Source organism: Tropicibacter sp. S64 (assembly GCF_049803835.1).
Lineage (GTDB): Bacteria > Pseudomonadota > Alphaproteobacteria > Rhodobacterales > Rhodobacteraceae > Pacificoceanicola.
Window position 1 is genome coordinate 420,231 of record NZ_JBNAGK010000001.1, and the last position, 22,651, is coordinate 442,881.

Here is a 22,651-nt window from a genome sequence, read left to right on the forward strand (position 1 = left end):
GGACGGGTCCCGGTCGAGTCAAACCGCGTGACCAACCGGGACAGGGGCGCCCCGCGCGATCAGTCGCGCCCGGATTGCCGTGCGATCCAGGTTTCAACCGCTGCCAGCCTGTCTGTCATGGCCGCGTTTTCCGCCTCCTGTACACGCAGCCGCTCTTCCAGTTCGGCGATATAGAGATGGGCCTTTTCCAACTCGTTGAGCATGCCGCCGGTCATCTGGGTGAGGTTGAACGGTCCATTCTCCGGCGTCGGTCCGACGTTCGGCAGATGCTTCCTCTCCCGCATCATGGCCGCCTGTTCGGCAATGCTTGGCAGTGGGTAGTCCGCCTCGAAGACTCGGTCACATCCGGCGGTACAACTTCCAGCGGTGAAGAGTTGCCCCTGAATGGTCAGGTTGCCCTCCGCCGACAGGGTCATTTCCGGACCGTCGGCCACGCCGTCGGTGATGATGAAGCGGTTGGGAGATGCATTTTCATGGGTGAAGTACCACGTCGTCCCGCTGCTGGTGTTGTCCAGCGTGAAGTAGGACCCGCCGTTGTTGCGCATGGCGAACATCTCGCGCACCGCGGAGGGGCTGGCGGCGGTATTCTCGACCAGCACCGAGGCCGTGCCGTCGGTCCGCTGGACATGCAGTGCGGATGCCGGGTTGTTCAGCCCGAGGCCGATGCTGCCGGTCGCGGCGTCGGCGAAGATGTTGTTCTTGTTGTCGGTGCCCCAGACCCTGAAATTGTAGTCGTTCTTGAAGGCGTTCACGTCGAGGATATTGTCGCGCATGTAGATCGCGCCGTCGGGGACGGTCTCCTTGATGATGAACGGCTGCGTGTTGGCCGTCTGGTTGTAGACGAGGAACGTGCCGACAGAGTTCAGCAGGTCGTAGACCTGCGCCCCGTCGCCCGACTCCATGCGGATCGCGGCGATGGTGCCGGTGCCGATAAGGTGGACGTCGCGGCCGGGAATGCTGGTCCCGATGCCGAGCCGCCCGTTCGAGGCCAGATGCAGCCCGCCATCCGGCGCGCCGCCCTCGATGCGGAAGGGGACACTGCCGGAGGTCTCGTCCTCGATGCGAAATTCCTCGGGGTCGTTCGCCACGGGGCCGTTGGTCGCGATCGCCCAATCCCGGCTGGGAAAGCCTGTGGTGATGCTGACGTCGTCGAAGCGGAGCCGGGTGCTGCCGCCCTTCACCTTCAGTTCGCTGTAGGTGGCGTTGAAATCCTCTGCGGCGGCACAGCTTGCGCCGACGCAGAGGTCGTTCTGGATGATCGCCTCGTCCGTCGTGAGGACGACATCAGCGAATGAGGGGATGGAGAGGCAGGGCGCGAGGACCAGCGTCAAGACAAGATGGTGTGCAAAGACAGAGCGGGACCACATGGGATCAATACCTTTTCTTGAGGGATAATGCGCACGCAATGGGGGTGCTTCAAAATCGAAATCAACCAATAGGTAAATCATTGCGGCATCTTTCGAAGATGGCCGGTTTCGAGTGCTATGTCAAAAGGTTGGCGCATGGACAGCGCGCACTCCGCCGCCATGGAAGTGCGCACTGGGCGCGGCTCAATTTGTCGGAAAGTTGAAATCCTGCCCCGCCTGCCTCAGCGGCTCGCGAGGCTTTCCACAAGCGCTTCGAGCCGGGCGATGCGCGCCTCCTGCTCGGCATTGCGTGCCCGTTCCGCCGCGACCGTGTCGTGCAGCTCGGCAATGTAGAGATGCGCCTTTTCCAGCTCGTTCAGCATGCCGCCGGTCATTTTCGTCAGGTTGAACGGGCCGTCCTCCGGCGTCGGGCCGACGTTGGGCAGGTGCTTGAGCGCTTTCATCTGTGCCGCCTGCTCCGCGATGCTGGGTAGCGGGTAGTCCGCATCGAACACCCGGTCACAACCGGACGCACAGGAGCCGGCGGTGAAGAGCTGGCCCTGAATGGTCAGATCGCCATCCGCCGTCAGCGTCATTTCCGGCCCGTCCGCCACGCCATCGGTGATGATGAAACGGTTGGGCGCGGCCTGTTCGTGAGTGAAATACCAGGTCGTGCCGCTGCTGGAGTTGGCGAGCGTGAAATACGATCCGCCATTGTTCGTCATGTTGAACATCTCGCGGACCGCCGAGGAGCCGCCGCTGGCTTCGACGAGGATGCGTGGGCTCGCGCCCGCGACATGCAGGTTGGCGGTGGGAATGCTGGTGCCCAGCCCGAGATTGCCGCTCGGTGCCATCCAGAAGGCGTTATCCGGGATGCCCGCCTGCAGCGTGAAGGGCGTGGTCCCGGCCGTCGTGTCCTCGATGGCAAACTTGTCGATGCCGCCATCCGCCCGAGCTTGCGGATCGTTGACGCGGATGATCCAGTCGTTGTTCGGACTGGTGGAACTGGACGTATCGTCGAAGACGATGGAGTGCTGGGTATATTTCATCACCAACGTTTCGTCGTTGGCGAAGGTCGTGGTGGGAGAGCAGACATTGCCGAGGCACAGGCTGCCGTCGATCACGCTGTCGTCTTCCACGTAAAGGCTGCCGGTCGATCCGAGGTCCACGGTCAGATCGCCTTCGATGATGTAGTCGCCAGTGAGGGTCGTCTGTGCCAATGCAGGGCCTGCGAGACACACAAGCAAGGCGGCAAAGGAGCGGATCGAAAATTGGGTCATGGAAAGGACTCCGGTTCGGTCTGGGTAATGGATATGGGTCGAAGGAAACGCCTGTTGCAGGCCAAGGCCTGCGGGCGACGCAATTACCCGATGCTACGGCGATCTGCGTCGCCCTGTCAATTTTCCGATGCGGCTCAAAGCCTTGAGGCAAGGTCTCGCAGCATCGCCTCCATCTCGGTCATGTGCTCGTCTTGCGTCCTCAGCCGGTCCTCCAGCGTGGCAATCGTTGCCTTCTGGTCCTGGATCACGTCCTCCTGGTCGAGCGTGTAGAGCGTCAGTTCCTCGACCTTCTGGAGCAGCGTCATCTGCATGCCGGTCATGTCGAGGCCTTCGGCCCTGATCTCCGCGGCGGAGGGCACCTCCGGCAGATGGCCGTTCTTCTCGATAAAGGCCCGGACTTCGGAGAGCGGCTTCAGAGCGTAGTCCTCGCCGAAGACGAAGTCCGGTACATCGAGTTGCGTTGCCCCGGCGAAGTACCGGCCGGACACGGTCATGTCCCCGGTCCGGGTCAACGCCATCTGCACGCCGCCGTCGGAATGGTTGATCAGGAACCGGCCCTGCGTGTTGTTTTCATGGACGTAATACCACGAATTGCCCGACGCCGTGTTCGTGAGGGTGAAGTAGGAGCCGCCGTTGTTGCGCATCTCGAACATCTCGCGGACGGCTATGCTCCGGCTGGTCTCCTCGATGCGGAGTTTCGCCGTTCCGTTGGCGCGCCAGATGTGCAGAGCCGCTCCGACACCGCTTGTCCCCATGCCGATATCCCCGTTGCCGGTGATGCGCAGCGCGTTGGTCGGGGCATTCTTGAAGATCGAGAACGGCGTGGTGTTCAGGTTGATGTCGCGGATGAACATGTTGCCATGATTGAACAGCATGTCCCAGGCCTGCGCGGGAAGACCGCCGGCGCTGGACTGCTCGAAGCGGATCGTCGGCGATGACGGGGAGACGATGTGCAATTCCGTCTGTGGCAGGGATGTGCCAAGGCCAAGGGCGCCGTCACCGGCAAGATACAGGCTGTTGGTCGGCGTATCGCCCTGGATCACGAAGGGTTTCGTGCCGATTGTCAGGTTCTCGACGGCAAAGAGGTTTTCTCCGTTCAGGAAATCCTCGTTCGCCCGCAAACGCCAGTCGTAATAGGGGTACGAGCTTGTCGGACTCGACATGTCGATGAATTCGAGCCGCGGAGAGCCCGCCTTGAGCCTCGCAATGGCTTCCCCGGGGACGTAGCTTTCGGGATCGCTGCATCCCGAACCGACGCAGAGATTGTCACGGATGATGGTGTGGTTGTTGATGACGTTGTCGGCAAGCGCCGGAATGGCTGTAAGGGCAAGGACACATGTCAGCTCTGCTGTGCGCATTTTGAAACTCCTTCTGGAATGCGCACAGCATAGGGATTTCTCGTCAAAACGCAGGTCAGGAATATCGCTGCGCCTTTGCCCGCCATGTCGGAAGGCTCACCTTGCCGCGAGCGCTTCGACCATACGGCGCAGCTCCGCGATCTCTGCCCGCTCCGCTTCGAGGTCGGCCATCCGCGCCTCCAGCTCGGCAATGTAGAGATGCGCCTTCTCCAGTTCGTTCAGCATCCCGCCGGTCATTTTCGTCAGGTTGAACGGGCCATCCTCCGGCGTCGGACCGACATTCGGCAGGTGCTTCAGAGATTTCATCAGCGCCGCCTGTTCCGCAATCGTCGGCAGCGGGTAATCCTCGTCGAACACGCGGTCACAGCCCGCCGAACAGGAGCCTGCGGTATACAGGTCGCCCATCAGCGTCATGTCGCCGGTCCGGGTGAGCGCCAACTGCAACCCGCCGTCCGAGTGGTTGATGAAGAACCGGCCCTGCGGGTTGTTCTCGTGGACGTAGTACCACGAGTTGCCCGTCGCGGTGTTGGCCAGCGTGAAATAGGAACCGCCGTTGTTGCGCATCTCCAGCATTTCGCGGGCGGCGGTTGTCGGACTGTCTTCCTCGATCCGGATGCGGGCGTTGCCGTTGTCGCGCAGGATGTGCAGCGCCGCGCCAACGCTGCCGGTGCCAATCCCGATGTTGCCCTCTTGCGAGATGCGCAAGGAATACTCCGGCGCATTCTTGGCGATCGACAGCGGCGCGGTGTTCAGGTTGACGTCCCGGATCGCCATACCGGCGCTGTTGAAGATCATCTCGTAGGTCTGCGCCGGAAATCCGCCCGCCGTGGATTGTTCGAAGCGAATGCCGGGAGTGCTGGGCGAGACGATGTGGATGTCCTGCTGCGGCAGCGTCGTACGCAGGCCGATCTTGCCTGAGTTGTGGACATACAGGCTGTTCGACGGTGCATCGCCCAGGATGGTGAAAGGTCTTGCGCCCGTCGACAGGTTATCAACCGCGAACAGGTTCAGGCCGCCGAAAAAATCTTCGTTCGCCCGGATGCGCCAATCGTAATAGGAGTAGGACCCGGCGTCAGTGGAGGTGTCGAAGAATTCGATGCGCGGGTAGATGTCCCGCAACCGGACGAGGGCTTCGCCGGTTGCGTAGGGCTCCGGATCGACGCAGCCGTCCCCGACGCACAGGTTGTTCCGGATGATCGTGTTACTGGTGATGACATTATCGGCGTGAGCCGGCACGGCAAGGCAAACAAAGGCAAGGGCCAGGGACGTGAAACGCATCTGAATACTCCGTCTGGAAATACCAAGAGACTGCATGATGCGAAAGGAAACGCCCAGTCAGGTTTTCCTGTCAAGGCAGTGCCGTGCCAGTGACCTTCAGCAGCACGTCAACCTGCCTGCGCAGGTCTGAAATCTCGTCGCGCTCCGCTTCGAGGTCGGCCACCCGCGCCTCCAGCTCGGCAATGTAGAGATGGGCCTTCTCCAGTTCGTTCAGCATGCCGCCGGTCATCTGCGTCAGGTTGAACGGGCCGTTCTCCGGCGTCGGACCGACATTCGGCAGGTGCCTGTTTGCCTTCATCATCGCGGCCTGTTCCGCAATCGTGGGCAGCGGATAGTCCTCGTCGAACACCCGGTCACATCCAGCGGCACAGGAGCCTGCGGTGAACAGCTGACCGGGGATCGTCATATCGCCGGTGCGGGTCAGGGACAGTTGCAGGCCGCCGTCGGAATGATTGATGAAAAAACGCCCTTGCGTGTTGTTCTCGTGGACGAAATACCATTCGTTGCCCGTGGCGCTGTTGGCCAGCGTGAAATACGATCCGCCATTGTTCTCCATCTTGAACATTTCCCGGGCGGCGGCAGTGCTTGCTGAGGAGTTGTCCACGAGAATCCTTGCGGTGCCCGGCTTGGCCACGTGCAGGCTCGCCGACGGCGTGGACGTACCCAGTCCGACATTGCTGGTGTCGTCCACATAGAGGCTGTGTGTTCCCGCGCCGTTCTCGATCGTCAAAGGCACCCTGTTGAGAATTGTGCCGACGTCGACCAGCTGAAAGCCGAAATCGGACAGCTGCAGATCCAGAATTTGCGAAGTGGCGCCACCGGAGGTGTCCTGTTCGAGCCGCAGGGTCGGGGCAAGCTCGTCGACCACATGCAACTCGCGTTGCGGCAGACTGGTGCCAAATCCAATCCCGTCCGGTTCGATGATCAGCGAAGACGTCGGCGCCAGTCCGTTGATCAGGAACGGCGTCGTGGTGCTCGTGCTGACCCGGCTTGCGCTGATGCCGAAGTCCTTGGCGCCGCCGTTGGTTGCGCTGGCGAACAGGTTCCATTCGATCTCCGTGCTGTTCGAGCTGTCGAAATAGATCCTCGGCGAGGTCGCCTTGAGGATGATGCCGCTCCACGGGGCCGCTTCGGAATCCCCGGCGACGCAGCTTGGACCGATACAGGCGTTGCCGATCACGCCGAGATCGTCATTGATGAGGTTCTCCGCCTGAGCGGGAAGCGAGAAAAACGCGATGCAGGTCGTGTGAATGAAAATGCTGGTGAGATGTCGCACGGTATTTTGGTCCTCCATAAGAAACGTCTGAAAAATCCGAAAATTGATACGGGTCTGGTCCGCACGGACAGTGGGATGACCTCTGGATCGGCCGGAATGGTGAATGATTTTGAGACAATAGCAGAACCGGCAGCCCGCGTTGACTCCAAATTGCCAACTTGCGTGCAGGGCGCGGCGGCTTTCCTCGACCGGCGTGACAGGCGACTGGGTCGAGTCCGGAATATGATACGGATTTGAGTTACTTTTACCCCCCCGGCGCAGCGATCCAAGGGGCGCTTTGTCGCCGCGCTTGTCCTTGCGCGGCAAACACGATCATCCGGCGGCTTTGGAAAGCAAGGCATTGATTTCACGAGGTCATCGCTCTCCAATACCTCGGACATTGGTTCTGGCGTAAGCACCGGGCGGTCTGTCCGATGGTGATGCGTCACTACCATGCGCCCGGCGTTGGCGGGGCGAGCGGCACAGCCTGGAAACGGGCAGCGCTAACGGTGTGGAAAGCTTTCCCGTGGAATGACTCCCTCCGTATCCAACGAGAGGAATATTCGGGACATGAAGCTCAGATCCATGATCACAACCGCGGCGTTCGCCTGTTCGCTGCCCCTTGTCGCCAACGCTGCCCAGGGTATCGACAATGCGCATGTGCGCTTTGCGCAGGTGGCGGCGCTCGAAGGCCCCGCCGCGGCGCTTGGGCAGGGTATGCGCCTCGGCCTGCTTGCCGCCTTCGAAGAGGCGAACGCGGCGGGCGGTGTCCATGGTCGGACGCTCGAACTCGACAGCCAGGACGATGGCTATGAGCCGGACCAGTCGATTTCCCACGTGAAATCGGTGATCGGCGGCGACAACCACATCGGCCTGATTGGCGCAGTCGGCACCCCGACCGCTGCAGCGACGCAGCCGCTCGCCACAGAGGCGGGCATGCCCTACATCGGCCCGTTCACCGGGGCCGGGTTCCTCCGCGATGCGGCGCTCAGCAACGTGCTGAACGTGCGCGCGACCTATTTCGCCGAGACGGAGGCGTGGATTCAGTACCTGGTGGACAAACAGGGCATGAAGTCCGTGGCCATCCTCTACCAGGACGACGGTTTCGGGCGCGTCGGCCTTGCCGGTGTGCAGGCAGCTCTTGAGAAACGCGGCATGACGCTGGCTGCGGAAGGCACCTACACGCGCAACACGACGGCGGTGAAGACGGCCCTGCTGGACATCCGCAAGGCGAAGCCTGACGCGGTTGTCATGGTCGGGGCCTACAAGCCCGTCGCCGAGTTCATCAAGCTGTCGCGACAACTGAAATTCGATCCGACCTTCGTGAACATCTCCTTTGTCGGGTCCGAAGCACTTGCCGCAGAGCTGGGTGATGCCGGTGAAGGTGTGATCATCAGCCAGGTGGTGCCCTTCCCGTGGGACAACTCCATCCCTGTCGTGGCGCAGTACCAGGCTGCGCTGGCGAAGGTCGATCCGTCCGCCGCGCCGGGCTTCGTCTCGCTCGAGGGGTATCTGACGGGTCGTCTTGCGATCAAGGCGCTGGAAGACGCCGGGCAGGATCTCACCCGCGCGGGGTACCTCGAGGCCATGTCACATTTGTCCACGCTCGATTTCGGCGGTGTCACCATGCAGTTCGGACCGGGAGACAATCAGGGCATGGACAGCGTGTTCCTCACCCGGATCACCAAAGACGGCAGTTTCGAACCCATCGAATGACTTCTTCAGGGCCCGGTCGCCGTGGTGGCCGGGCCTGTCTTTCCAACGTCGTATCAAATGGCGAGAATAACATGACCGAGCAGACACCGTCGGCGAGCCGCCGCACCTGGCGACCCTTTTCCAAACTGAGCTCCAAGATCATGCTGATCCTGGTCGCCCTTGGCAGTGTCTCGATGCTCGTGGGACTGGTTGCCTCGATGACCTTTTCCAGCATCACCGACAGCATGACCGACCTGACCAGCGTGCGACTGTCCGCGCTTGAAAACAGCAGCGCCCTGATCGAAGCCGCGGACGGTACGAAGAATGCCATGGTCGATGTGCTTACCGAGCGCAACGCGGAGGCGCTGGCGACGGCAGCCAACGAAGTTGAAAAAGCGACCGCCGCGTTGAATGCCGTCGTTTCCGATCTTCCCGAGGATGTCCGCCCACTTGTGGAGGGCGACGCGCGGAATGCCAACGCAATGCTGGCGCGGCTGGTCGGGGCGCGGCAGACCCAGCAAACCAACCAGATGGGCATCGCCGAGAGGATTGACGTCCTGCAAACCCGAAGCGCATCGTTGCAGGCGCACATGATCGAAGTCGCCGACGAGGCTTACTTCGACCTCACATTGGGCGGTGAGTCGACCATCAGTGGCGTCGAGACCACGCTCAAGACCCTGGTCGAGGAACAATTCAGCGGATTGCAGGGCCTGTTGCAGGCACGGGCCGAGGCCAACCTGCTTGCGGGGATGCTCTACGCGCTCCAGATGACGGACGACATCGGGACGCGAACCTTGCTTGCCGATGTCACAAATTCGGCCGAAGCCCGGCTGAAATCCACGATCGAGCAGCTTTCCGGCAATCCGACGACGCGGGACTACGTTCCGGTCCTGCAGGAGGCCGCGGCGTTCTTTGACGGACTCATCGTCACCAACGGGTTTCCCCGTCCGAGCATGCAGCCGCGCATCCTCGAAACCCGCCGTGATCTCGACCAGTCGCTGTCTGACGCAATCGACAACACGGTCTTCATGCTCACGATCAACGCCGAAGAGGCCATCGGAAACAGTCGCGACGCAATCCAGTCGCTGCTCGACAACGAGGTCGGACAGATCAACACGTTGTTCTCTATCAGCAAGCTCATCAACCGCTTCCAGGTGGCCGCGCTGGACCTCGTCATCGCACCGGGCGTCGCCGAAGCCCGGGCGGCGGCGGAGGGTCTCAATTCGGCGGCGTCCGAGCTGACTGTTTTCGAGGATTTCTCCGATGGGCGGCTGCGCGAGGATCTGAATGCGCTGGCCGCGCTCGGCGATCCGGAGACCGGGTTGCTACTCTACAAACTCGCCATGCTGGAAGCGGATTCGATGGCTGCGGATGCCGCGAAGTCGACGTCGGCGGCGGTCTACACCATCAGCAATGTCGCCAGCGACCTGGCTTCGGAGAACCTGACAGCCATCGCGAACATGGCGCATGGCATCCGGACGGACGTGGCCAAAGCGAATGCACAGGTAAACCAGTTGCTCTTTGCGCTTGGCGGGGCCGTTCTGCTGGCCTTCGTGCTGACCCGCTGGATGGTCAACCGGCCGCTCGACAGGCTGCGTGCCTCGACAGAGCGGCTCGCCGAAGGCGACCTGGCCGAGGTCAAAGGGTTTGAGCGGTCGAGCGAAGAGATATTCCGGATCGCCAGCGCCCTTGCCGTTTTCCGGAATGGCCTTCTGGAAAAACGTGAAATGGCCGAACGTCAGGAGAGGGAGCAACGGCTTCGGTCGGAGCAGCAGGATGCCGCGGTAGCGGCCATCGGTGGCGGCCTCGCGCGCTTGTCGCGTGGCGACCTGTCGCAACAGATCACCGCCGACGTGGCTGAGGGCTATGCCAAGTTGCGGGACGATTTCAACCGGGCGCAGGAAACGTTGCGCGACATGCTGAAAGACATGGCCGACACCTCGACGGGACTCCAGGACAGCGCGAACCAGATCGGCTCTGCCTCAGAGGACCTGTCGCGCCGTACGGAGAACCAGGCCGCGACGCTGGAAGAGTCCGTTGCTGCGCTGGATCTCGTGACGTCGGCGGTCAACGCCTCGGCCGACAGTGCCCGCGACGCGGAGAACAGCCTGGATGCGGCGCGCGCCGAAGCTCAGCAAACCGGCGATGTCGTTCGCGACGCGATTGGTGCCATGCAGCAGATCAAGAGCGGCTCAGACAGCATTTCGCGCATCGTCGGTGTCATCGACGACATCGCCTTCCAGACCAACCTGCTGGCCCTGAATGCCGGGGTCGAGGCGGCGCGCGCAGGATCGTCCGGCAGCGGTTTCGCGGTGGTCGCCGCGGAGGTGCGCGGGCTTGCCCACAGGTCATCTGAATCCGCCATGGAGATCAAGGCACTGATTGACCAAAGCGCGGCGCAGGTTGATGAAGGTGTCGATCTTGTCGGTCGCGCCGGAGAAGCGCTGACGGCCATGCTGGACCGGTTCGGCGCGGTTTCGAGTATGATGAGCAGCATAGCGCAGTCTGCAATGGAGCAGTCGGTGAGCCTCAAGGAGGTCAACAGCGCGATGAACAATCTTGACCGCGTGACCCAGGACAACGCTGCGATGGTCCAGGAATCGGCAACAGCCACGCAGAGGATGACGGCGGACGCGGCGCGCATGGCCAGCCTCGCAGCCCGGTTCACGACGGACGTGACGCCACGTGCGGACTCTCAAGCGGCAGACGCGCCCAAGGCCAGACCGCGACACGTGCGAGCGGCCTGAGGACGGTCGGCGCGGACGGATCGGGCGATCGCTCCCGGTTGCTCGATCTTCTGCGCCATTTCGGACCGTCCGACGACGGCTGTATGGACTATGGTTAGAGGCAACTCATCCGCCGCGAATAGAGGGCGGGTTCCCCGGCCCTGCGTGCGGTGACGCAGTCAAGCGCCGTCAGGGTCTTGGAAAGCGAGCAGGTTTCTGCAACATGCGGAAACCGCCACGCCGGACCAAGAGGCCTGCTGTGGTCGCGGCCTTGGGAGAGGGATTTCCATGATGCATTTCTATTCATCGCCGGGCAGCTGTGGCATCGGCATTCGGGTTCTGCTCGAAGAAGTGGGCGCCCGGTTCGAAGCCCATGCACTGAACTTCGCCGCCAAGGAGCAGATGGATGCACCTTATCGTGCCGTAAATCCCAAGGGCAAAGTGCCGGCACTCGTGCGTGATGACGGGTCGCTGCTGACCGAGTTTCAAGCGATCGCGTTCTGGCTCGCCGACGCCTTCCCGGATGCGGCGCTGGTGCCGTCTGATCCGGAGGGCCGCCTGCGGGTCATGGAAATCATGGATTACATGGTCGGCTCGGTACACATGCGCGGCTTTACCTTCGTGATTGTCCCCGGCAAGTTCACCCCGACGCCCGCGTTCCAGGAGGAACTCGTCACCCACGGCAAGGCGCAGATCGCCATCGGCTTTGCGACGCTTGTCGATGTCCTGGGTGACAAGGATTACCTGATGGGCGCATTCGGCATCCCCGATGCGGCGCTGTTCTACATGACCCGGTGGGCAGTGGAAAAGGGCGTGAATCTGCCGCCGTCACTGGCGGCGCATCACAACCGGATGCTTTCCCGGCCCGCCGTTTTGCGTGCACTTGAGGGCGAGGGCATCGCGGTTCGCCGCGCCGCCTGATTGCCGGGCCGGAACCGCAGGGCGCGTCCCTCCTGGACCAGCTTCGATCGGCGCGTGATGTACGCGACACCGCGCCGAGCAGCAGTCCGGCCGAGGCGCGTCACACGCGAAGGCTGGGTACAATGGGTTGGCGCAAAACGAGAACGGCCGGGACCAGCGACAGCAGTAGCGTCACGGAGACGAAGCCAGCGAGGAAATGGATCTCGCTCCAGCCGAGCGGTGCGTTGACCAGAATGTCGGTTCGGGCGGTCACCACGCGGGACAGGACCGTGGCAGCGGCGAAACCGAGTCCGAGCCCTAGCAGCGATCCGGCGAGCAACAGGACCGCACCGAAGGACCAGACCACGGCAAAGACGAACCGGGCCGGAGCACCGAGCGCCCGCAAGAGCGCGATCTGCCGGTGGAAGAGGCGGGAGAGGATGAACAGCCCGAGCAGGACGGCTGCGGCCACGAGGATCTGGGTGACCAGTGCCATCAACGACATGATCTGCCGCACGTCGCCGAGCACGCGATACAGCTGTGCCAGAACCGCGCCGGGGAAGAAGGCCATGGTCTCGCGGTCGCGGGTGAATGCGGAGCGCAGGGCATAGTTGGCCCAGAGCGCCTCGGACCGGACCACGATGACAGGGGTGCCGGGGAAGTAGTCCGCATCGAAGGGTGGGCCAAGCTGGTCCCCGGCCTCCGGTGCATGGCCATTGGCGAGGCCATGGACCTCCCAGACGCTTTCGATCGGAAGAAGGATGGCCCGGTCCCAGGGCGTACCCGTCGGGGCGAGGCGGCCGACGATCGTCAGATGGGCATCGCCATGGGCGTCCTCTTCCGCCGCGTCGCCGTGACCATGCGCGGGCTCGAAGTCTTCGCCGATGTCCAGCGGAACGAGCGCGCCCGCAAGCGCTTCGTCATGCGCTGCCCACATCCGACCCTCGATCCGGTCGTCGGCAAGGTAACGGGCGAAATCGGCGGTAGTCCCGACCACGGAGGACGTGCCATAGCTGTCGCCAAAAGCCAGTGGCGCGGCGATGGAGACATTCTCGTTGCCCGCGATCTCGGTGTAGGTCGCGCCATCCAACAGCGGCATGTCCGAGGGTTGCAGGAAGACGGCGGCCATCATCACGGTCATCTCGCTGCCGGGAGCGGAGACGATCAGGTCGAACTTGTCGGCCGCCTGCGCCGTGCCGTGCCGCAGGCCGCGCTCCTGCGCCAGAAGGCCGATGCCCATGCCGACGGAAATGGCGATTAGCAGGACGAACAGCGTGGAAGCGCCGCGAAACCGGCTGAGGATGGCGCGTACCAGCGGCCATGGCGCGAATCCGCGCAGGACGATCCCACCGACGAGAAGCGCAGGCAGGAGCAGAAGCGCCGTCGCGAGGCTGTCCTGCGCGAGGGCGGGGAGGGTGTCCCAGAGGGTCAGCATGGCGCGGCCTCGTTGTCTGCGGTCAGGGTGCCATCGGCAATCGTCAGGACGCGGTCCATGCGGGCGATCAGCCGTGCGTCGTGACTGACGGCGATCAGCGTGCAGCCGGTTTGCCGCGCCAGCATCACGAGATCGTCGATGAGCCGGTCGGCGGCGGCGCGGTCGAGGCTGGCGGTGGGTTCGTCGGCGAGCAGCACCGGCGCTTCGGAGGCCATGGCGCGGGCGATGGCCACCCGCTGGCGCTCGCCGCCGGAGAAGCTGGAGACCCCGCGGAGGCCGGTATCGGCGAGCCCCAGCGCCGTGAGGCGCGCGCGGGCGCGGGCATGCAGAGCCGCCCGCTCGCGGCGGGGCCGGAAAAGGGCGGAAAGCGCCGCGTTGTCTGCCGCGCCCAACTCCTCGAACAGCAGGAAGTCCTGAAAGATCATACCGATCCGGTCCGCACGAAACCGGGCCCGGCGCTCCAGGTTCAGGTTGAAAATGTCGACATCTCCCCAGCGCACATGCCCCCGGGCTTGCAGCAGACCCGCAAGCGCAAAGAGCAGCGTTGACTTGCCGGCACCGGATGGCCCTTCGATGCCGACAAGCGTACCGGGGGAAACCTGCAGGTCGGGCACAGAGAGCAGGACGCGGCCGCGATCGCTGGTCACGGTCAGGCCGGAAACAGTCAAAGGCAGTCCCATGGTTCAGGCGACGCTCGCGTCGGCCAGGCGGACGAGGCTGACAAAGCCGGTCTCGGGGTCCTTGTAGGCACCGAGTTCCAGCACGCCGGAGGTGACGATCTTCTTGTTGTAGGGCACCACGTCAACTGTCCGCTTGGTATAGACGGCAAGGATGTCGTTCGGCCAATCCGCCTCGGTCTCGCAGAACGGGCAGACGGACATCGGGCGGCGGGTGAGGACAAAGAAGCTGCTTTCCGCCTTCAGGGGCGGGGCCATGTAGCCATCGACCGAGATCCTCTGGCCTTCGCTGTCCTTCGCCAGCTGCGAAATCGCCTTGCGGTCATAGAGATAGCGCAGCTTGAGAACCTCATCGGCGGCAAGCGCCGGGCGGGCCAGGAGCGGCGTTGCAAGTGCGGCGCTGACGAAACGGCGGCGGGTGAGCATCGTATGTTTTCCTTCGGTTCCGCCAACGGGGGCGGGCTTGTCGCCCCTTGGGACGAAACACGGGGCCCTGACGGTGCCGGGCCCCGTGCGGTGGTCATCGAGACGCGGTCACTCGGCGTTGATGGCGTGGTTCATCACGTGGAAGATCACGTTCTGCTCGATCGTGCCATCGACCAGATGCGCCCACGGACCCTTGGCATAGACGGCCACGTCCTCGCCGGAGTGGGTTTCCGATTCCATCGGGATAAGCGCCTGCTGGAGGTAGTCGAGATCCATCGCTTCCTCTTCGGTGACTTCGGGACGCGAGCCGGAGTAGTCGTTCTCGCCTTCGCCCTTCAGCAGGATCGAGCCGGAGCCGTTGGCATAGGTGATGACCGAGTAAGGCTTGCCGTCATCCGCGAGGTTCGGCTCATCGGTGTGCTTGTCCTCGGTCTGGGAGATGCCATAGCACAGGCCCTGGATCGGCGTGCCGCGCCCGCAGTAGCCGTTGAAGGTGATGGCGTGCTCATGGTCGGCGGTGACGATGATCAGGGTGTCCTCGTCGTTGGTCAGCTCATCGGCGAGAGCCACGGCCTCGGTCCAGATCATGCCATCGGCGGCGGTGCGGGCGAAGTTGCCGGCGTGGTTGGCGTGGTCGACACGGCCAGCCTCGATTTCGAGGTAGTAGCCGTTCTCGTTCTGGCTCAGGAACTCGATGGCGGTGCGGGTCATGTCGACCAGCGACGGCTCGGTGTCCGGACGGTCGGCTTCATAGGAGACGTGGCTGTCGGTCCACAGGCCGAGGATCGGCTTGCCCATGTCCAGCGCGTTCAGCTCTTCGAGGTTGGCAGCGTACTGGATGCCCGCATCCTTTGCCACGGCGAGCAGATCCTGACCGTCGGGACGATGGCCGGTGCCGCCGTTCGGGGTCTGCGCGCCTTTCGGCGTGAAGTAGCGCGAACCGCCGCCGAGCACGATGTCCACCATGCCGGAGGTCATCGAGTCGATCATCTGGGCGGCGATGTCCTTCTGGGCGGTGCAGCCCTCCGGCAGCTCGTCTTCCCAGTTGCGGTTGGCGGTCTTGGAGTAGACAGCGGCCGGGGTGGCGTGGGTCACGCGGGCGGTGGTCACGATGCCGACCGACTTGCCCATGCCCTCGACGATCTCGGCGAAAGTGGTCAGTTCGTTGCCAGCCACGGTCGAGCAATCGTCATGGATCGCCGAACCGGAGAGGTTGATCAGGTTGAAGCGCTGCTTCACGCCGGTGTTCATCGCGCCTGCGGTCGGCGCGGAGTCCGGGGTCTGGGCGTTGATGTTGTAGGTCTTCACGATACCGTTGTAGAAATCGTTGGTCTCGTAGGGCAGCACTTCCTCTTCGCCGAAGTTGCCCTTCTGCTGACCCACGTACAGGCGGGTGGCATAGTTGGTGCCGACGCCGTTGCCGTCGGCGATCATCAGGATCACGTTCTTCGCCTTGCCGGTGTTGGCCTGGCGGGCGATGATTTCCTGGATTGTGGTCTCACCGGCGGTGAACCAGTCGTTGTCGGTCTGAACCGAGGGCAGCTCCTGTGCGGAGACGGCGGTTGCCGCGCTCAGGGCCAGAGCGGAGATCAAGGTGCGTTTCATGCGGGCATTTCCTGATGGCTGTTTCGATCGCCAACCCGTTCGGGCTGACAGCTCAGGTGCTCCTTAGGGGCGCTGTGTAACGGGTGCGTGATGCTTTCATGACAGTATTTGACACGTCCTGACTCCCGGCCGCTTGGCCTTGCGGACCGCGTGTTCTATACCCGAACACTCGCCAGAACCGGAGCCGCTCATGGGTCTCGTCCGCCAATCGCCGCTGATCGCCCCCTTGCCGGACGGGCCGTTCCGCTTCTTCGCGCTCGATGTGGAGACCGCGAACAACCAGCGCGGCAGCATATGCCAGCTCGGGATTGCCTGCGTGCGTTTCGACCGCTCCATCGACACCTGGGTGACCTATGTGGACCCGCAGACCGACGACTGGTCCTGCACCCGCATCCACGGGATCACCGGCGAACATGTCATCGGCGCGCCCCTTCTGTGTGATGTGCTCGACGTGATCGAGGCACGGCTCAGCGGGCATGTGATCTACCAGCATTCCGGCTTCGACAAGGCGGCGATTGCCGCCGGGTGCCGGGAGTACCAGCGCGATGCACCTGAATGGGAATGGCGAGACAGCGTGCTCGTCGCACGCAAAGCCTGGCCGGAGCTGAAGCGCAACGGCGGGCACGGGCTGGCCTCGCTCAAGGACTACCTTGGCCTCGATTTCCGTCACCACGACGCGGGCGAAGATGCCCGTGCGGCGGCGGAGGTGGTGCTGCGGGCCGAAACCGTATTTGCCGGGTGAGTCTTCGGGATTCGCCGGGGTGGATTGACCGGAATTTGATCAAGATCCGCATTGACGGCGCGTCACGAAAAGAGGGTTCTTCGTCGACGCTAACCGCGAAAGCGGGGTCAAGATTTTGTAATCGCGTAAAAATACCCTCATGCGCATGGCATCATGTGCCCGGCGCATGGCCTCATGCAACATCGGCATTTGCCCTTTGCAACCTCCCCTCCCTAGGGTCGCGCCAGTCAAACAGGGAGTCATAATATGTCATTTCTCAAATCCTGCGTCGCCGCCTCCGCGCTGGCCATCGCGCTCGCGGCCCCGGCCTATGCCGAAGTCACGCTGAACGTCGCCTACGATGCGGACCCGGTCTCGCTCGACCCGTATGAGCAGCTGTCGGGCGGCACGCTGCAGCTCAGCCACATGACCTTCGATCCGCTGGTGCGCTGGACGCAGGACCTGCAGTTCGAGCCGCGCCTCGCCACCGAATGGGAGCAGGTCGACGACACCACCATGCGCTTCAAGCTGCGTGAAGGCGTCAAGTTCCATTCCGGCAACGAGATGACCGCGAAGGATTTCGTCTGGACCTTCGACCGCGTCAAGGAAAGCCCCGACTTCAAGGGCATCTTCGCGCCCTTCACCGGCATCACCGCCGTCGACGATTATACCATCGAGGTGAAGACCGCCGAGCCTTATCCGCTGGTCCTGCACACCATGACCTACATGTTCCCGATGGACAGCGCCTTCTACGAGGGCACCACCGAGGACGGCAAGGACAAGTCCGAGATCGTCAAGCACGGTGACAGCTTCGCCTCGCGCAACATCTCCGGCACCGGCCCGTTCACCGTGACCGCCCGCGAACAGGGTGTGAAGGTCGAGTTCGAGCGCAACCCGAACTACTGGGACACGGAGTCCAAGGGTAACGTGGACCATATCGTCCTGACCCCGATCAAGGAAGATCCGACCCGCGTCGCGGCGCTGCTGTCCGGTGACGTCGACTTCATCGCGCCGGTGCCGCCGACCGACCTCAAGCGGATCGAGGATGCCGAGGGCGTCAACCTGATCACCATGCCGGGCACCCGGATCATCACGTTCCAGATGAACCAGAACCGTGTCGAGGCGTTCAAGGACCCGAAGGTGCGTCTGGCCATCGACTACGCGGTGAACAACGCCGGGATCGTGGACCGCATCATGCGCGGGTTCGCCACCGTGGGCGCGCAGGCCTCCCCCGAGGGCTACGCCGGCTACTCTGCCGACATCACCCCGCGTTTCGACGTGGAGAAGGCCAAGGCGCTTATGGCCGAGGCGGGCTATGCCGACGGCTTCTCCATCACCATGCTGGCGCCGAACAACCGCTATGTGAACGACGACAAGATCGCGCAGGCGGTGGCCTCCATGCTGTCGCAGATCAACATCAAGGTTGACCTGCAGACCATGCCGAAGGCGCAGTACTGGCCCGCCTTCGACGAGCGTGCGGCGGACATGATGATGATCGGCTGGCACTCGGACACCGAAGACTCGGCCAACTTCCACCAGTTCCTGACCGCCTGTCCGAACCCGGACAACGGCAATGGCCAGTACAACTCCGGCAACTACTGCAACCCGGAAGCCGATGCGCTGATGGACAAGGCGAATGCCGAGACCGATCCGGAAGCTCGCGCCAAGATGCTGCAGGATCTGGAAAAGATCCTCTATGACGAAGCGGCCTTCATCCCGCTGCACTGGCAGGACCTCGCCTGGGGCGCAAAAGCCGGCATGAACGCCGACGAGATCGTGAACCAGCTCGACTTCCCCTACTTCGGCGACCTCGTCGTCTCCGAGTAAGACCGGGATCGGAGCCCGGGCAAACCGGGTCAATCTTCCCCTGGAAGGGCGGTCCTTCGCCCTTCATTTCCGCCACGGGCCGTGGTTCTTCCGCGGCCCGTGTGCCATCCTGTGCCCGGGGCCGACCCCGGCCTGACTTCCAGGAGGACCGCCGTCCATGTTCGCTTACCTCGTCAAACGGGTGTTCCAGGCCATTGCCGTGATGCTGGTGATCTCGCTCATCGGGTTTGCCATCCAGGGCAATCTCGGCGACCCCCTGCGCGAACTCGTGGGCCAGTCCGTCTCGGAAGAGACCCGCAACGAATTGCGCGACCAGCTCGGTCTCAACGACCCCTTTCTCGTGCAATACTGGCGCTTTCTCGGCAACGCCGTGCATGGCGACCTCGGCACCTCCTACTTCTTCAAGGAACCGGCGGTCGACGTGATCCTCAAAAAGCTGCCCGCGACGCTGGAACTCGTCTTCGGCGCGACGGTGATCATCGTCGGTCTCTCCGTCCCGCTCGGCGTCTATACCGCCATCAAGCCGAACAGCTGGCTGAGCCGCGCCATCATGGCGATCAGTATCGTCGGCATCTCCATCCCGGTTTTCCTCACCGCCATCCTGATGATCTACCTCTTCTCGGTAGAACTCGGCTGGGCGCCGTCCTTCGGACGCGGGGAAACCGTGCATGTCTTCGGGTACTGGGACACCAACTTCCTCACCCTCGACGGCTGGGCACATATCGTCATGCCCTCGATTGCCCTCTCCTCCATCATGCTGCCGATGTTCATCCGGTTGATCCGCGCCGAGATGATGGAAGTGCTGCAATCCGAATACGTCCGCTTCGCCAAGGCAAAAGGCATCGCGCCCTGGCGGATCTACTTCATCCACGCGCTGAAGAATACGCTCCTGCCGGTCATCACCGTGGGCGGCGTGCAGATCGGGACGATGGTGGCTTACACGATCCTGACCGAGACCGTCTTCAGCTGGCCCGGCATGGGCTCGATGTTCCTCGAAGCGGTCAACCGCACGGACACGCCGCTGATCGTGGCCTACCTGATCGTGGTCGGCTTCATCTTCGTCGTGACGAACACCATTGTCGACCTGATCTACGGGCTTGTGAATCCCACCGTCAAACTCGCGAGGCTGGGCGCATGACCGACCAATCCGCAAACCCCGTCCTGCTGCCGCGCCGCCCGTCCCGGTTCAAGGCGCTCTGGGACAGCCACATCGGTTACAGCTTCCGACGCAACCCGGTGGCCATCGTCTCCTTCACGGTGTTCGTCATCATCACGATGCTGAGCCTGCTCGCCCCGCTGATCGCGCCCTTCGATCCCTACGATCCGGCGCAGATCGACATCATGAATTCCGAATATCCGCCGTCATGGATCGACGGTTCGCTCCCGGAATTCTGGCTCGGCACCGACGATCAGGGCCGCGATCTGTGGTCCACCATCCTCTACGGCACGCGCCTGTCACTGATGATCGGACTCTGCGCGGTGCTGGTGCAGGCCTTCCTCGGCATCTCCATCGGCCTGATCTCCGGCTATGTCGGCGGCAGGACGGACAGCATCCTCATGCGCCTTGCGGACATTCAACTGTCCTTCTCCACCCTCATGGTCGCGATCATCTTTCTCGCCCTGACCCAGGCCCTCTTCGGCTCCGAAGTCTTCGGCCAATACGCGGTGATCTTCCTGATCCTCGTGATCGGCGTCGCCGAATGGCCGCAATATGCAAGGACCGTCCGCGCCACGGTGCTGGCCGAGAAGAAAAAGGAATACGTCGACGCGGTGCGCGTCCTCGGTTTCGGCCCGGGGCGGATCATGGTGCGGCACATCCTGCCGAACTCGCTCTCCCCGATCTTCGTCATTTCCACCGTGCAGGTGGCCAACGCCATCATCTCCGAAGCCTCCCTGTCGTTCCTCGGCCTCGGCATGCCGCCCTCGCAACCCTCGCTCGGCTCGCTGATCTCCGCGGGCTTCGATTACATCCTGTCGGGAAGCTGGTGGATCACGGTGATTCCGGGTGTCGTTCTGGTTGTGCTGGTCCTTGTCATCAACCTGCTCGGCGACTGGGTGCGCGACGTGCTCAACCCGAAACTCTACAAGGGGTGATCCGATGAGCCTGCTTTCCGTCCGTGACCTCACCGTCAAATTCGCCAAGCGCGGCGAGACCGTCACCGCCCTCAACGGCATCTCCTTCGACATCGCCCGCGGCGAGCGGGTCGGCGTGGTCGGCGAGTCCGGCGCGGGCAAATCGATCACCGGCTTTGCCCTGATGAACCTGCTCTCGCGCCCCGGCTATATCGACGGCGGCCAGATCCTGTTCGAGGGGCAGGACGTGCTGAAAATGTCTGAACGGCAGGTCCGCGCCCTGCGCGGCAACCGCATGGCGATGATCTTTCAGGACCCGATGGTGACGCTGAACCCCGTCCTGACCATCGGCCAGCAGATGATCGAGACCCTGCGCGCACACCGCAAGCTCTCCCATGAGGAAGCCCGTCAGATCGCACTGGTCAAGCTCAAGGAAGTCTACATCCCCTCCCCGGAGGCCCGCCTCGACCAATACCCGCACGAACTTTCGGGTGGTATGCGCCAGCGCATCGTCATCGCCATCGCCTTGCTGCTCGATCCGCAACTGATCATTGCCGACGAGCCGACCACCGCGCTCGACGTGACCATTCAGGCCGACATCATGGAATTGCTGCTTGAAATGTGCCGGTCGAACATGGTCGGGCTCATGCTCATCACCCACGACCTTGGCGTGGTGTCCCAGATCACCGAGCGCACGCTCGTGATGTACGCGGGCCGCATCATCGAGTCGGGAAAGACCCGCTCGATCATCAACGACCCGCAGCATCCCTATACGCAAGGCCTCATCAACGCGCTGCCGCAACAGACGCCGCCCGGCTCCCGCCTCAAGCAGATCCCCGGCACCATGCCGACGCTCTCGGCCATGCCGGACGGCTGCCCCTTCAACCCGCGTTGCCCTCTGGCAACGGACATCTGCCGCCAGACCATGCCGCCGATCACCCAATACGGCGACGTGCAGGTCGCCTGCCACGAGGTCCAGCGCCTGCACGCCGACCTGACGACGGAGGCCGCGCAATGACCGCCCCACTCCTGCAGATCCGCAATCTGGAAAAGCACTTCGACGTCGAGAGCGGCTTTCTCGAAAGCCTGAAATTCAGAGAAGGCAAGCTGGTCCGGGACACCACAGCCGTGCATGCCGTCAACGACATCTCCTTCGACATCGCGAAGGGCGAGGCGGTTTGCGTTGTCGGCGAGAGCGGTTGTGGCAAATCCACCGTCGCCCGGATGGTCGCCAACCTGCTGGAGCCGTCCGCCGGGTCGATCACCTATGACGGCCAGCGCATCGACACGCTCCGGGGCCGCGACCTGCTGCCGATCCGCAAGAAGATCCAGATGGTCTTCCAGAACCCCTATGCCTCGCTCAACCCGCGCATGACCATCGGGCAGACGCTGGAAGAGCCGACGACGTATCACAACCCGAAGGCCAGTGCCGGGGAAATCCGGGACAAGATCGCCGCCGTCATGAAATCCGTCGGCGTCGATCCGGCCTGGGCCTCGCGCTATTCGCACGAGCTTTCCGGCGGCCAACGCCAGCGCATCGCCATCGCCCGCGCTCTGACCGTCGATCCGGAGTTCATCGTCGCCGATGAGCCGATCTCCGCGCTCGACGTCTCCATTCAGGCGCAGGTGCTGAACCTCATGCTGGAGATGCAGGAGCAGCACGGCATCACCTACCTGTTCATCACCCACGATCTCTCCGTGGTCGAGCATTTCGGGACGAGGGTTGTCGTCCTCTACCTCGGTTCCATCTGCGAGGTGGCCGACACGCGGACGCTGTTCGCCAACCCGAAACACCCGTATACGAAGGCGCTGCTCTCCGCCGTACCGCAACTCAAGGACGACCGTCCGAATCACATCCGGCTCAGGGGCGAGATCCCGACGCCGATCAACCTGCCCTCGGGCTGCCCGTTCCAGACCCGCTGCCCGCTTGCGAACACCCGATGCCGGTCCGAGAAGCCCGCGAGCCTGCGGCAACCCGACGGAAGCCTTGTGGCTTGCCACGCAGTAGAGGAAGGTCGGGCAGACAAGGACATGCGAGAGGCCGTCTGA

At 63.2% G+C, this 22,651-nt stretch carries 18 protein-coding genes; 9 read left to right on the top strand and 9 right to left on the bottom strand.

Features of this window, described 5'->3' with window-relative positions; translation table 11 throughout:
• Window positions 1–59 precede the first annotated feature (59 nt).
• The 5 genes from ACP159_RS01950 to ACP159_RS01970 form a co-directional block, all read right to left on the bottom strand.
• Window positions 60–1,331, bottom strand: coding sequence for a hypothetical protein (locus ACP159_RS01950; protein WP_425097933.1), 1,272 nt, complete (start codon window positions 1,329–1,331; stop codon window positions 60–62).
• 257 nt (window positions 1,332–1,588) lie between these two features.
• Window positions 1,589–2,626, bottom strand: a complete 1,038-nt coding sequence (locus tag ACP159_RS01955; protein WP_425097934.1) for a hypothetical protein — start codon at window positions 2,624–2,626, stop codon at window positions 1,589–1,591.
• Window positions 2,627–2,760: 134 nt separating this feature from the next.
• Window positions 2,761–3,984 (bottom strand): hypothetical protein, encoded by a 1,224-nt coding sequence (locus tag ACP159_RS01960; protein ID WP_425097935.1) that lies wholly within the window; start codon window positions 3,982–3,984, stop codon window positions 2,761–2,763.
• Between the two features lie 96 nt (window positions 3,985–4,080).
• Window positions 4,081–5,262 (bottom strand): hypothetical protein, encoded by a 1,182-nt coding sequence (locus tag ACP159_RS01965; protein WP_425097936.1) that lies wholly within the window; start codon window positions 5,260–5,262, stop codon window positions 4,081–4,083.
• 70 nt (window positions 5,263–5,332) lie between these two features.
• Complete coding sequence (locus ACP159_RS01970; protein ID WP_425097937.1) at window positions 5,333–6,538, bottom strand: bZIP transcription factor; 1,206 nt, start codon at window positions 6,536–6,538, stop codon at window positions 5,333–5,335.
• A 549-nt stretch (window positions 6,539–7,087) separates the two neighbouring features.
• Between ACP159_RS01970 and ACP159_RS01975 the strand changes: the two genes are divergently transcribed.
• The 3 genes from ACP159_RS01975 to ACP159_RS01985 all read left to right on the top strand — a co-directional run bounded on the left by ACP159_RS01975 (window position 7,088) and on the right by ACP159_RS01985 (window position 11,859).
• Window positions 7,088–8,233: an ABC transporter substrate-binding protein gene (locus ACP159_RS01975; protein ID WP_425097938.1), complete on the top strand. Its 1,146-nt coding sequence runs from the start codon at window positions 7,088–7,090 to the stop codon at window positions 8,231–8,233.
• A gap of 71 nt (window positions 8,234–8,304) precedes the next feature.
• On the top strand, window positions 8,305–10,959 hold the full coding sequence (locus ACP159_RS01980; RefSeq protein WP_425097939.1) for a methyl-accepting chemotaxis protein: 2,655 nt from the start codon (window positions 8,305–8,307) through the stop codon (window positions 10,957–10,959).
• A 267-nt stretch (window positions 10,960–11,226) separates the two neighbouring features.
• Window positions 11,227–11,859: a glutathione S-transferase family protein gene (locus ACP159_RS01985; RefSeq protein WP_425097940.1), complete on the top strand. Its 633-nt coding sequence runs from the start codon at window positions 11,227–11,229 to the stop codon at window positions 11,857–11,859.
• Between the two features lie 100 nt (window positions 11,860–11,959).
• Here ACP159_RS01985 and ACP159_RS01990 read toward each other — a convergent pair whose 3' ends face one another.
• From ACP159_RS01990 to ACP159_RS02005, 4 genes are all read right to left on the bottom strand, one after another.
• A complete protein-coding gene (locus tag ACP159_RS01990; RefSeq protein WP_425097941.1) occupies window positions 11,960–13,273 on the bottom strand; it encodes an FtsX-like permease family protein in 1,314 nt (437 codons plus the stop codon).
• Window positions 13,267–13,953, bottom strand: coding sequence for an ABC transporter ATP-binding protein (locus ACP159_RS01995; RefSeq protein WP_425097942.1), 687 nt, complete (start codon window positions 13,951–13,953; stop codon window positions 13,267–13,269). Before ACP159_RS01995 ends, ACP159_RS01990 begins: the two co-directional genes overlap by 7 nt.
• Before the next feature lie 3 nt (window positions 13,954–13,956).
• On the bottom strand, window positions 13,957–14,376 hold the full coding sequence (locus ACP159_RS02000) for a hypothetical protein (RefSeq protein ID WP_425097943.1): 420 nt from the start codon (window positions 14,374–14,376) through the stop codon (window positions 13,957–13,959).
• Window positions 14,377–14,484: 108 nt separating this feature from the next.
• Window positions 14,485–15,981, bottom strand: a complete 1,497-nt coding sequence (locus tag ACP159_RS02005; protein ID WP_425097944.1) for an alkaline phosphatase — start codon at window positions 15,979–15,981, stop codon at window positions 14,485–14,487.
• A gap of 190 nt (window positions 15,982–16,171) precedes the next feature.
• Between ACP159_RS02005 and ACP159_RS02010 the strand changes: the two genes are divergently transcribed.
• The 6 genes from ACP159_RS02010 (at window position 16,172) to ACP159_RS02035 (ending at window position 22,651) form a co-directional block, all read left to right on the top strand.
• Window positions 16,172–16,723 (top strand): exonuclease domain-containing protein, encoded by a 552-nt coding sequence (locus ACP159_RS02010; RefSeq protein ID WP_425097945.1) that lies wholly within the window; start codon window positions 16,172–16,174, stop codon window positions 16,721–16,723.
• A 246-nt stretch (window positions 16,724–16,969) separates the two neighbouring features.
• A complete protein-coding gene (locus tag ACP159_RS02015; RefSeq protein ID WP_425097946.1) occupies window positions 16,970–18,529 on the top strand; it encodes an ABC transporter substrate-binding protein in 1,560 nt (519 codons plus the stop codon).
• A 157-nt stretch (window positions 18,530–18,686) separates the two neighbouring features.
• On the top strand, window positions 18,687–19,667 hold the full coding sequence (locus ACP159_RS02020) for an ABC transporter permease (protein WP_425097947.1): 981 nt from the start codon (window positions 18,687–18,689) through the stop codon (window positions 19,665–19,667).
• Window positions 19,664–20,623 (top strand): ABC transporter permease, encoded by a 960-nt coding sequence (locus tag ACP159_RS02025; RefSeq protein ID WP_425097948.1) that lies wholly within the window; start codon window positions 19,664–19,666, stop codon window positions 20,621–20,623. Before ACP159_RS02020 ends, ACP159_RS02025 begins: the two co-directional genes overlap by 4 nt.
• A gap of 4 nt (window positions 20,624–20,627) precedes the next feature.
• The gene (locus tag ACP159_RS02030; protein WP_425097949.1) at window positions 20,628–21,620 is read left to right on the top strand and encodes an ABC transporter ATP-binding protein; all 993 of its coding nucleotides are present in this window, start codon (window positions 20,628–20,630) and stop codon (window positions 21,618–21,620) included.
• Window positions 21,617–22,651: an ABC transporter ATP-binding protein gene (locus ACP159_RS02035; protein WP_425097950.1), complete on the top strand. Its 1,035-nt coding sequence runs from the start codon at window positions 21,617–21,619 to the stop codon at window positions 22,649–22,651. The genes ACP159_RS02030 and ACP159_RS02035 overlap by 4 nt, the downstream gene beginning before the upstream one ends.

Bases quoted from the DNA above. Each gene is read 5' to 3' on its own strand.
- ACP159_RS01995 (WP_425097942.1), bottom strand. From the start codon at position 13,953: ATGGGACTGCCTTTGACTGTTTCCGGCCTGACCGTGACCAGCGATCGC.
- ACP159_RS01990 (WP_425097941.1), bottom strand. From the start codon at position 13,273: ATGCTGACCCTCTGGGACACCCTCCCCGCCCTCGCGCAGGACAGCCTC.
- ACP159_RS02010 (WP_425097945.1), top strand. From the start codon at position 16,172: ATGGGTCTCGTCCGCCAATCGCCGCTGATCGCCCCCTTGCCGGACGGG.
- ACP159_RS01980 (WP_425097939.1), top strand. From the start codon at position 8,305: ATGACCGAGCAGACACCGTCGGCGAGCCGCCGCACCTGGCGACCCTTT.
- ACP159_RS02015 (WP_425097946.1), top strand. From the start codon at position 16,970: ATGTCATTTCTCAAATCCTGCGTCGCCGCCTCCGCGCTGGCCATCGCG.
- ACP159_RS02000 (WP_425097943.1), bottom strand. From the start codon at position 14,376: ATGCTCACCCGCCGCCGTTTCGTCAGCGCCGCACTTGCAACGCCGCTC.
- ACP159_RS01985 (WP_425097940.1), top strand. From the start codon at position 11,227: ATGATGCATTTCTATTCATCGCCGGGCAGCTGTGGCATCGGCATTCGG.
- ACP159_RS02025 (WP_425097948.1), top strand. From the start codon at position 19,664: ATGACCGACCAATCCGCAAACCCCGTCCTGCTGCCGCGCCGCCCGTCC.
- ACP159_RS01955 (WP_425097934.1), bottom strand. From the start codon at position 2,626: ATGACCCAATTTTCGATCCGCTCCTTTGCCGCCTTGCTTGTGTGTCTC.
- ACP159_RS02030 (WP_425097949.1), top strand. From the start codon at position 20,628: ATGAGCCTGCTTTCCGTCCGTGACCTCACCGTCAAATTCGCCAAGCGC.
- ACP159_RS02005 (WP_425097944.1), bottom strand. From the start codon at position 15,981: ATGAAACGCACCTTGATCTCCGCTCTGGCCCTGAGCGCGGCAACCGCC.
- ACP159_RS02035 (WP_425097950.1), top strand. From the start codon at position 21,617: ATGACCGCCCCACTCCTGCAGATCCGCAATCTGGAAAAGCACTTCGAC.
- ACP159_RS01975 (WP_425097938.1), top strand. From the start codon at position 7,088: ATGAAGCTCAGATCCATGATCACAACCGCGGCGTTCGCCTGTTCGCTG.
- ACP159_RS01965 (WP_425097936.1), bottom strand. From the start codon at position 5,262: ATGCGTTTCACGTCCCTGGCCCTTGCCTTTGTTTGCCTTGCCGTGCCG.
- ACP159_RS01960 (WP_425097935.1), bottom strand. From the start codon at position 3,984: ATGCGCACAGCAGAGCTGACATGTGTCCTTGCCCTTACAGCCATTCCG.
- ACP159_RS02020 (WP_425097947.1), top strand. From the start codon at position 18,687: ATGTTCGCTTACCTCGTCAAACGGGTGTTCCAGGCCATTGCCGTGATG.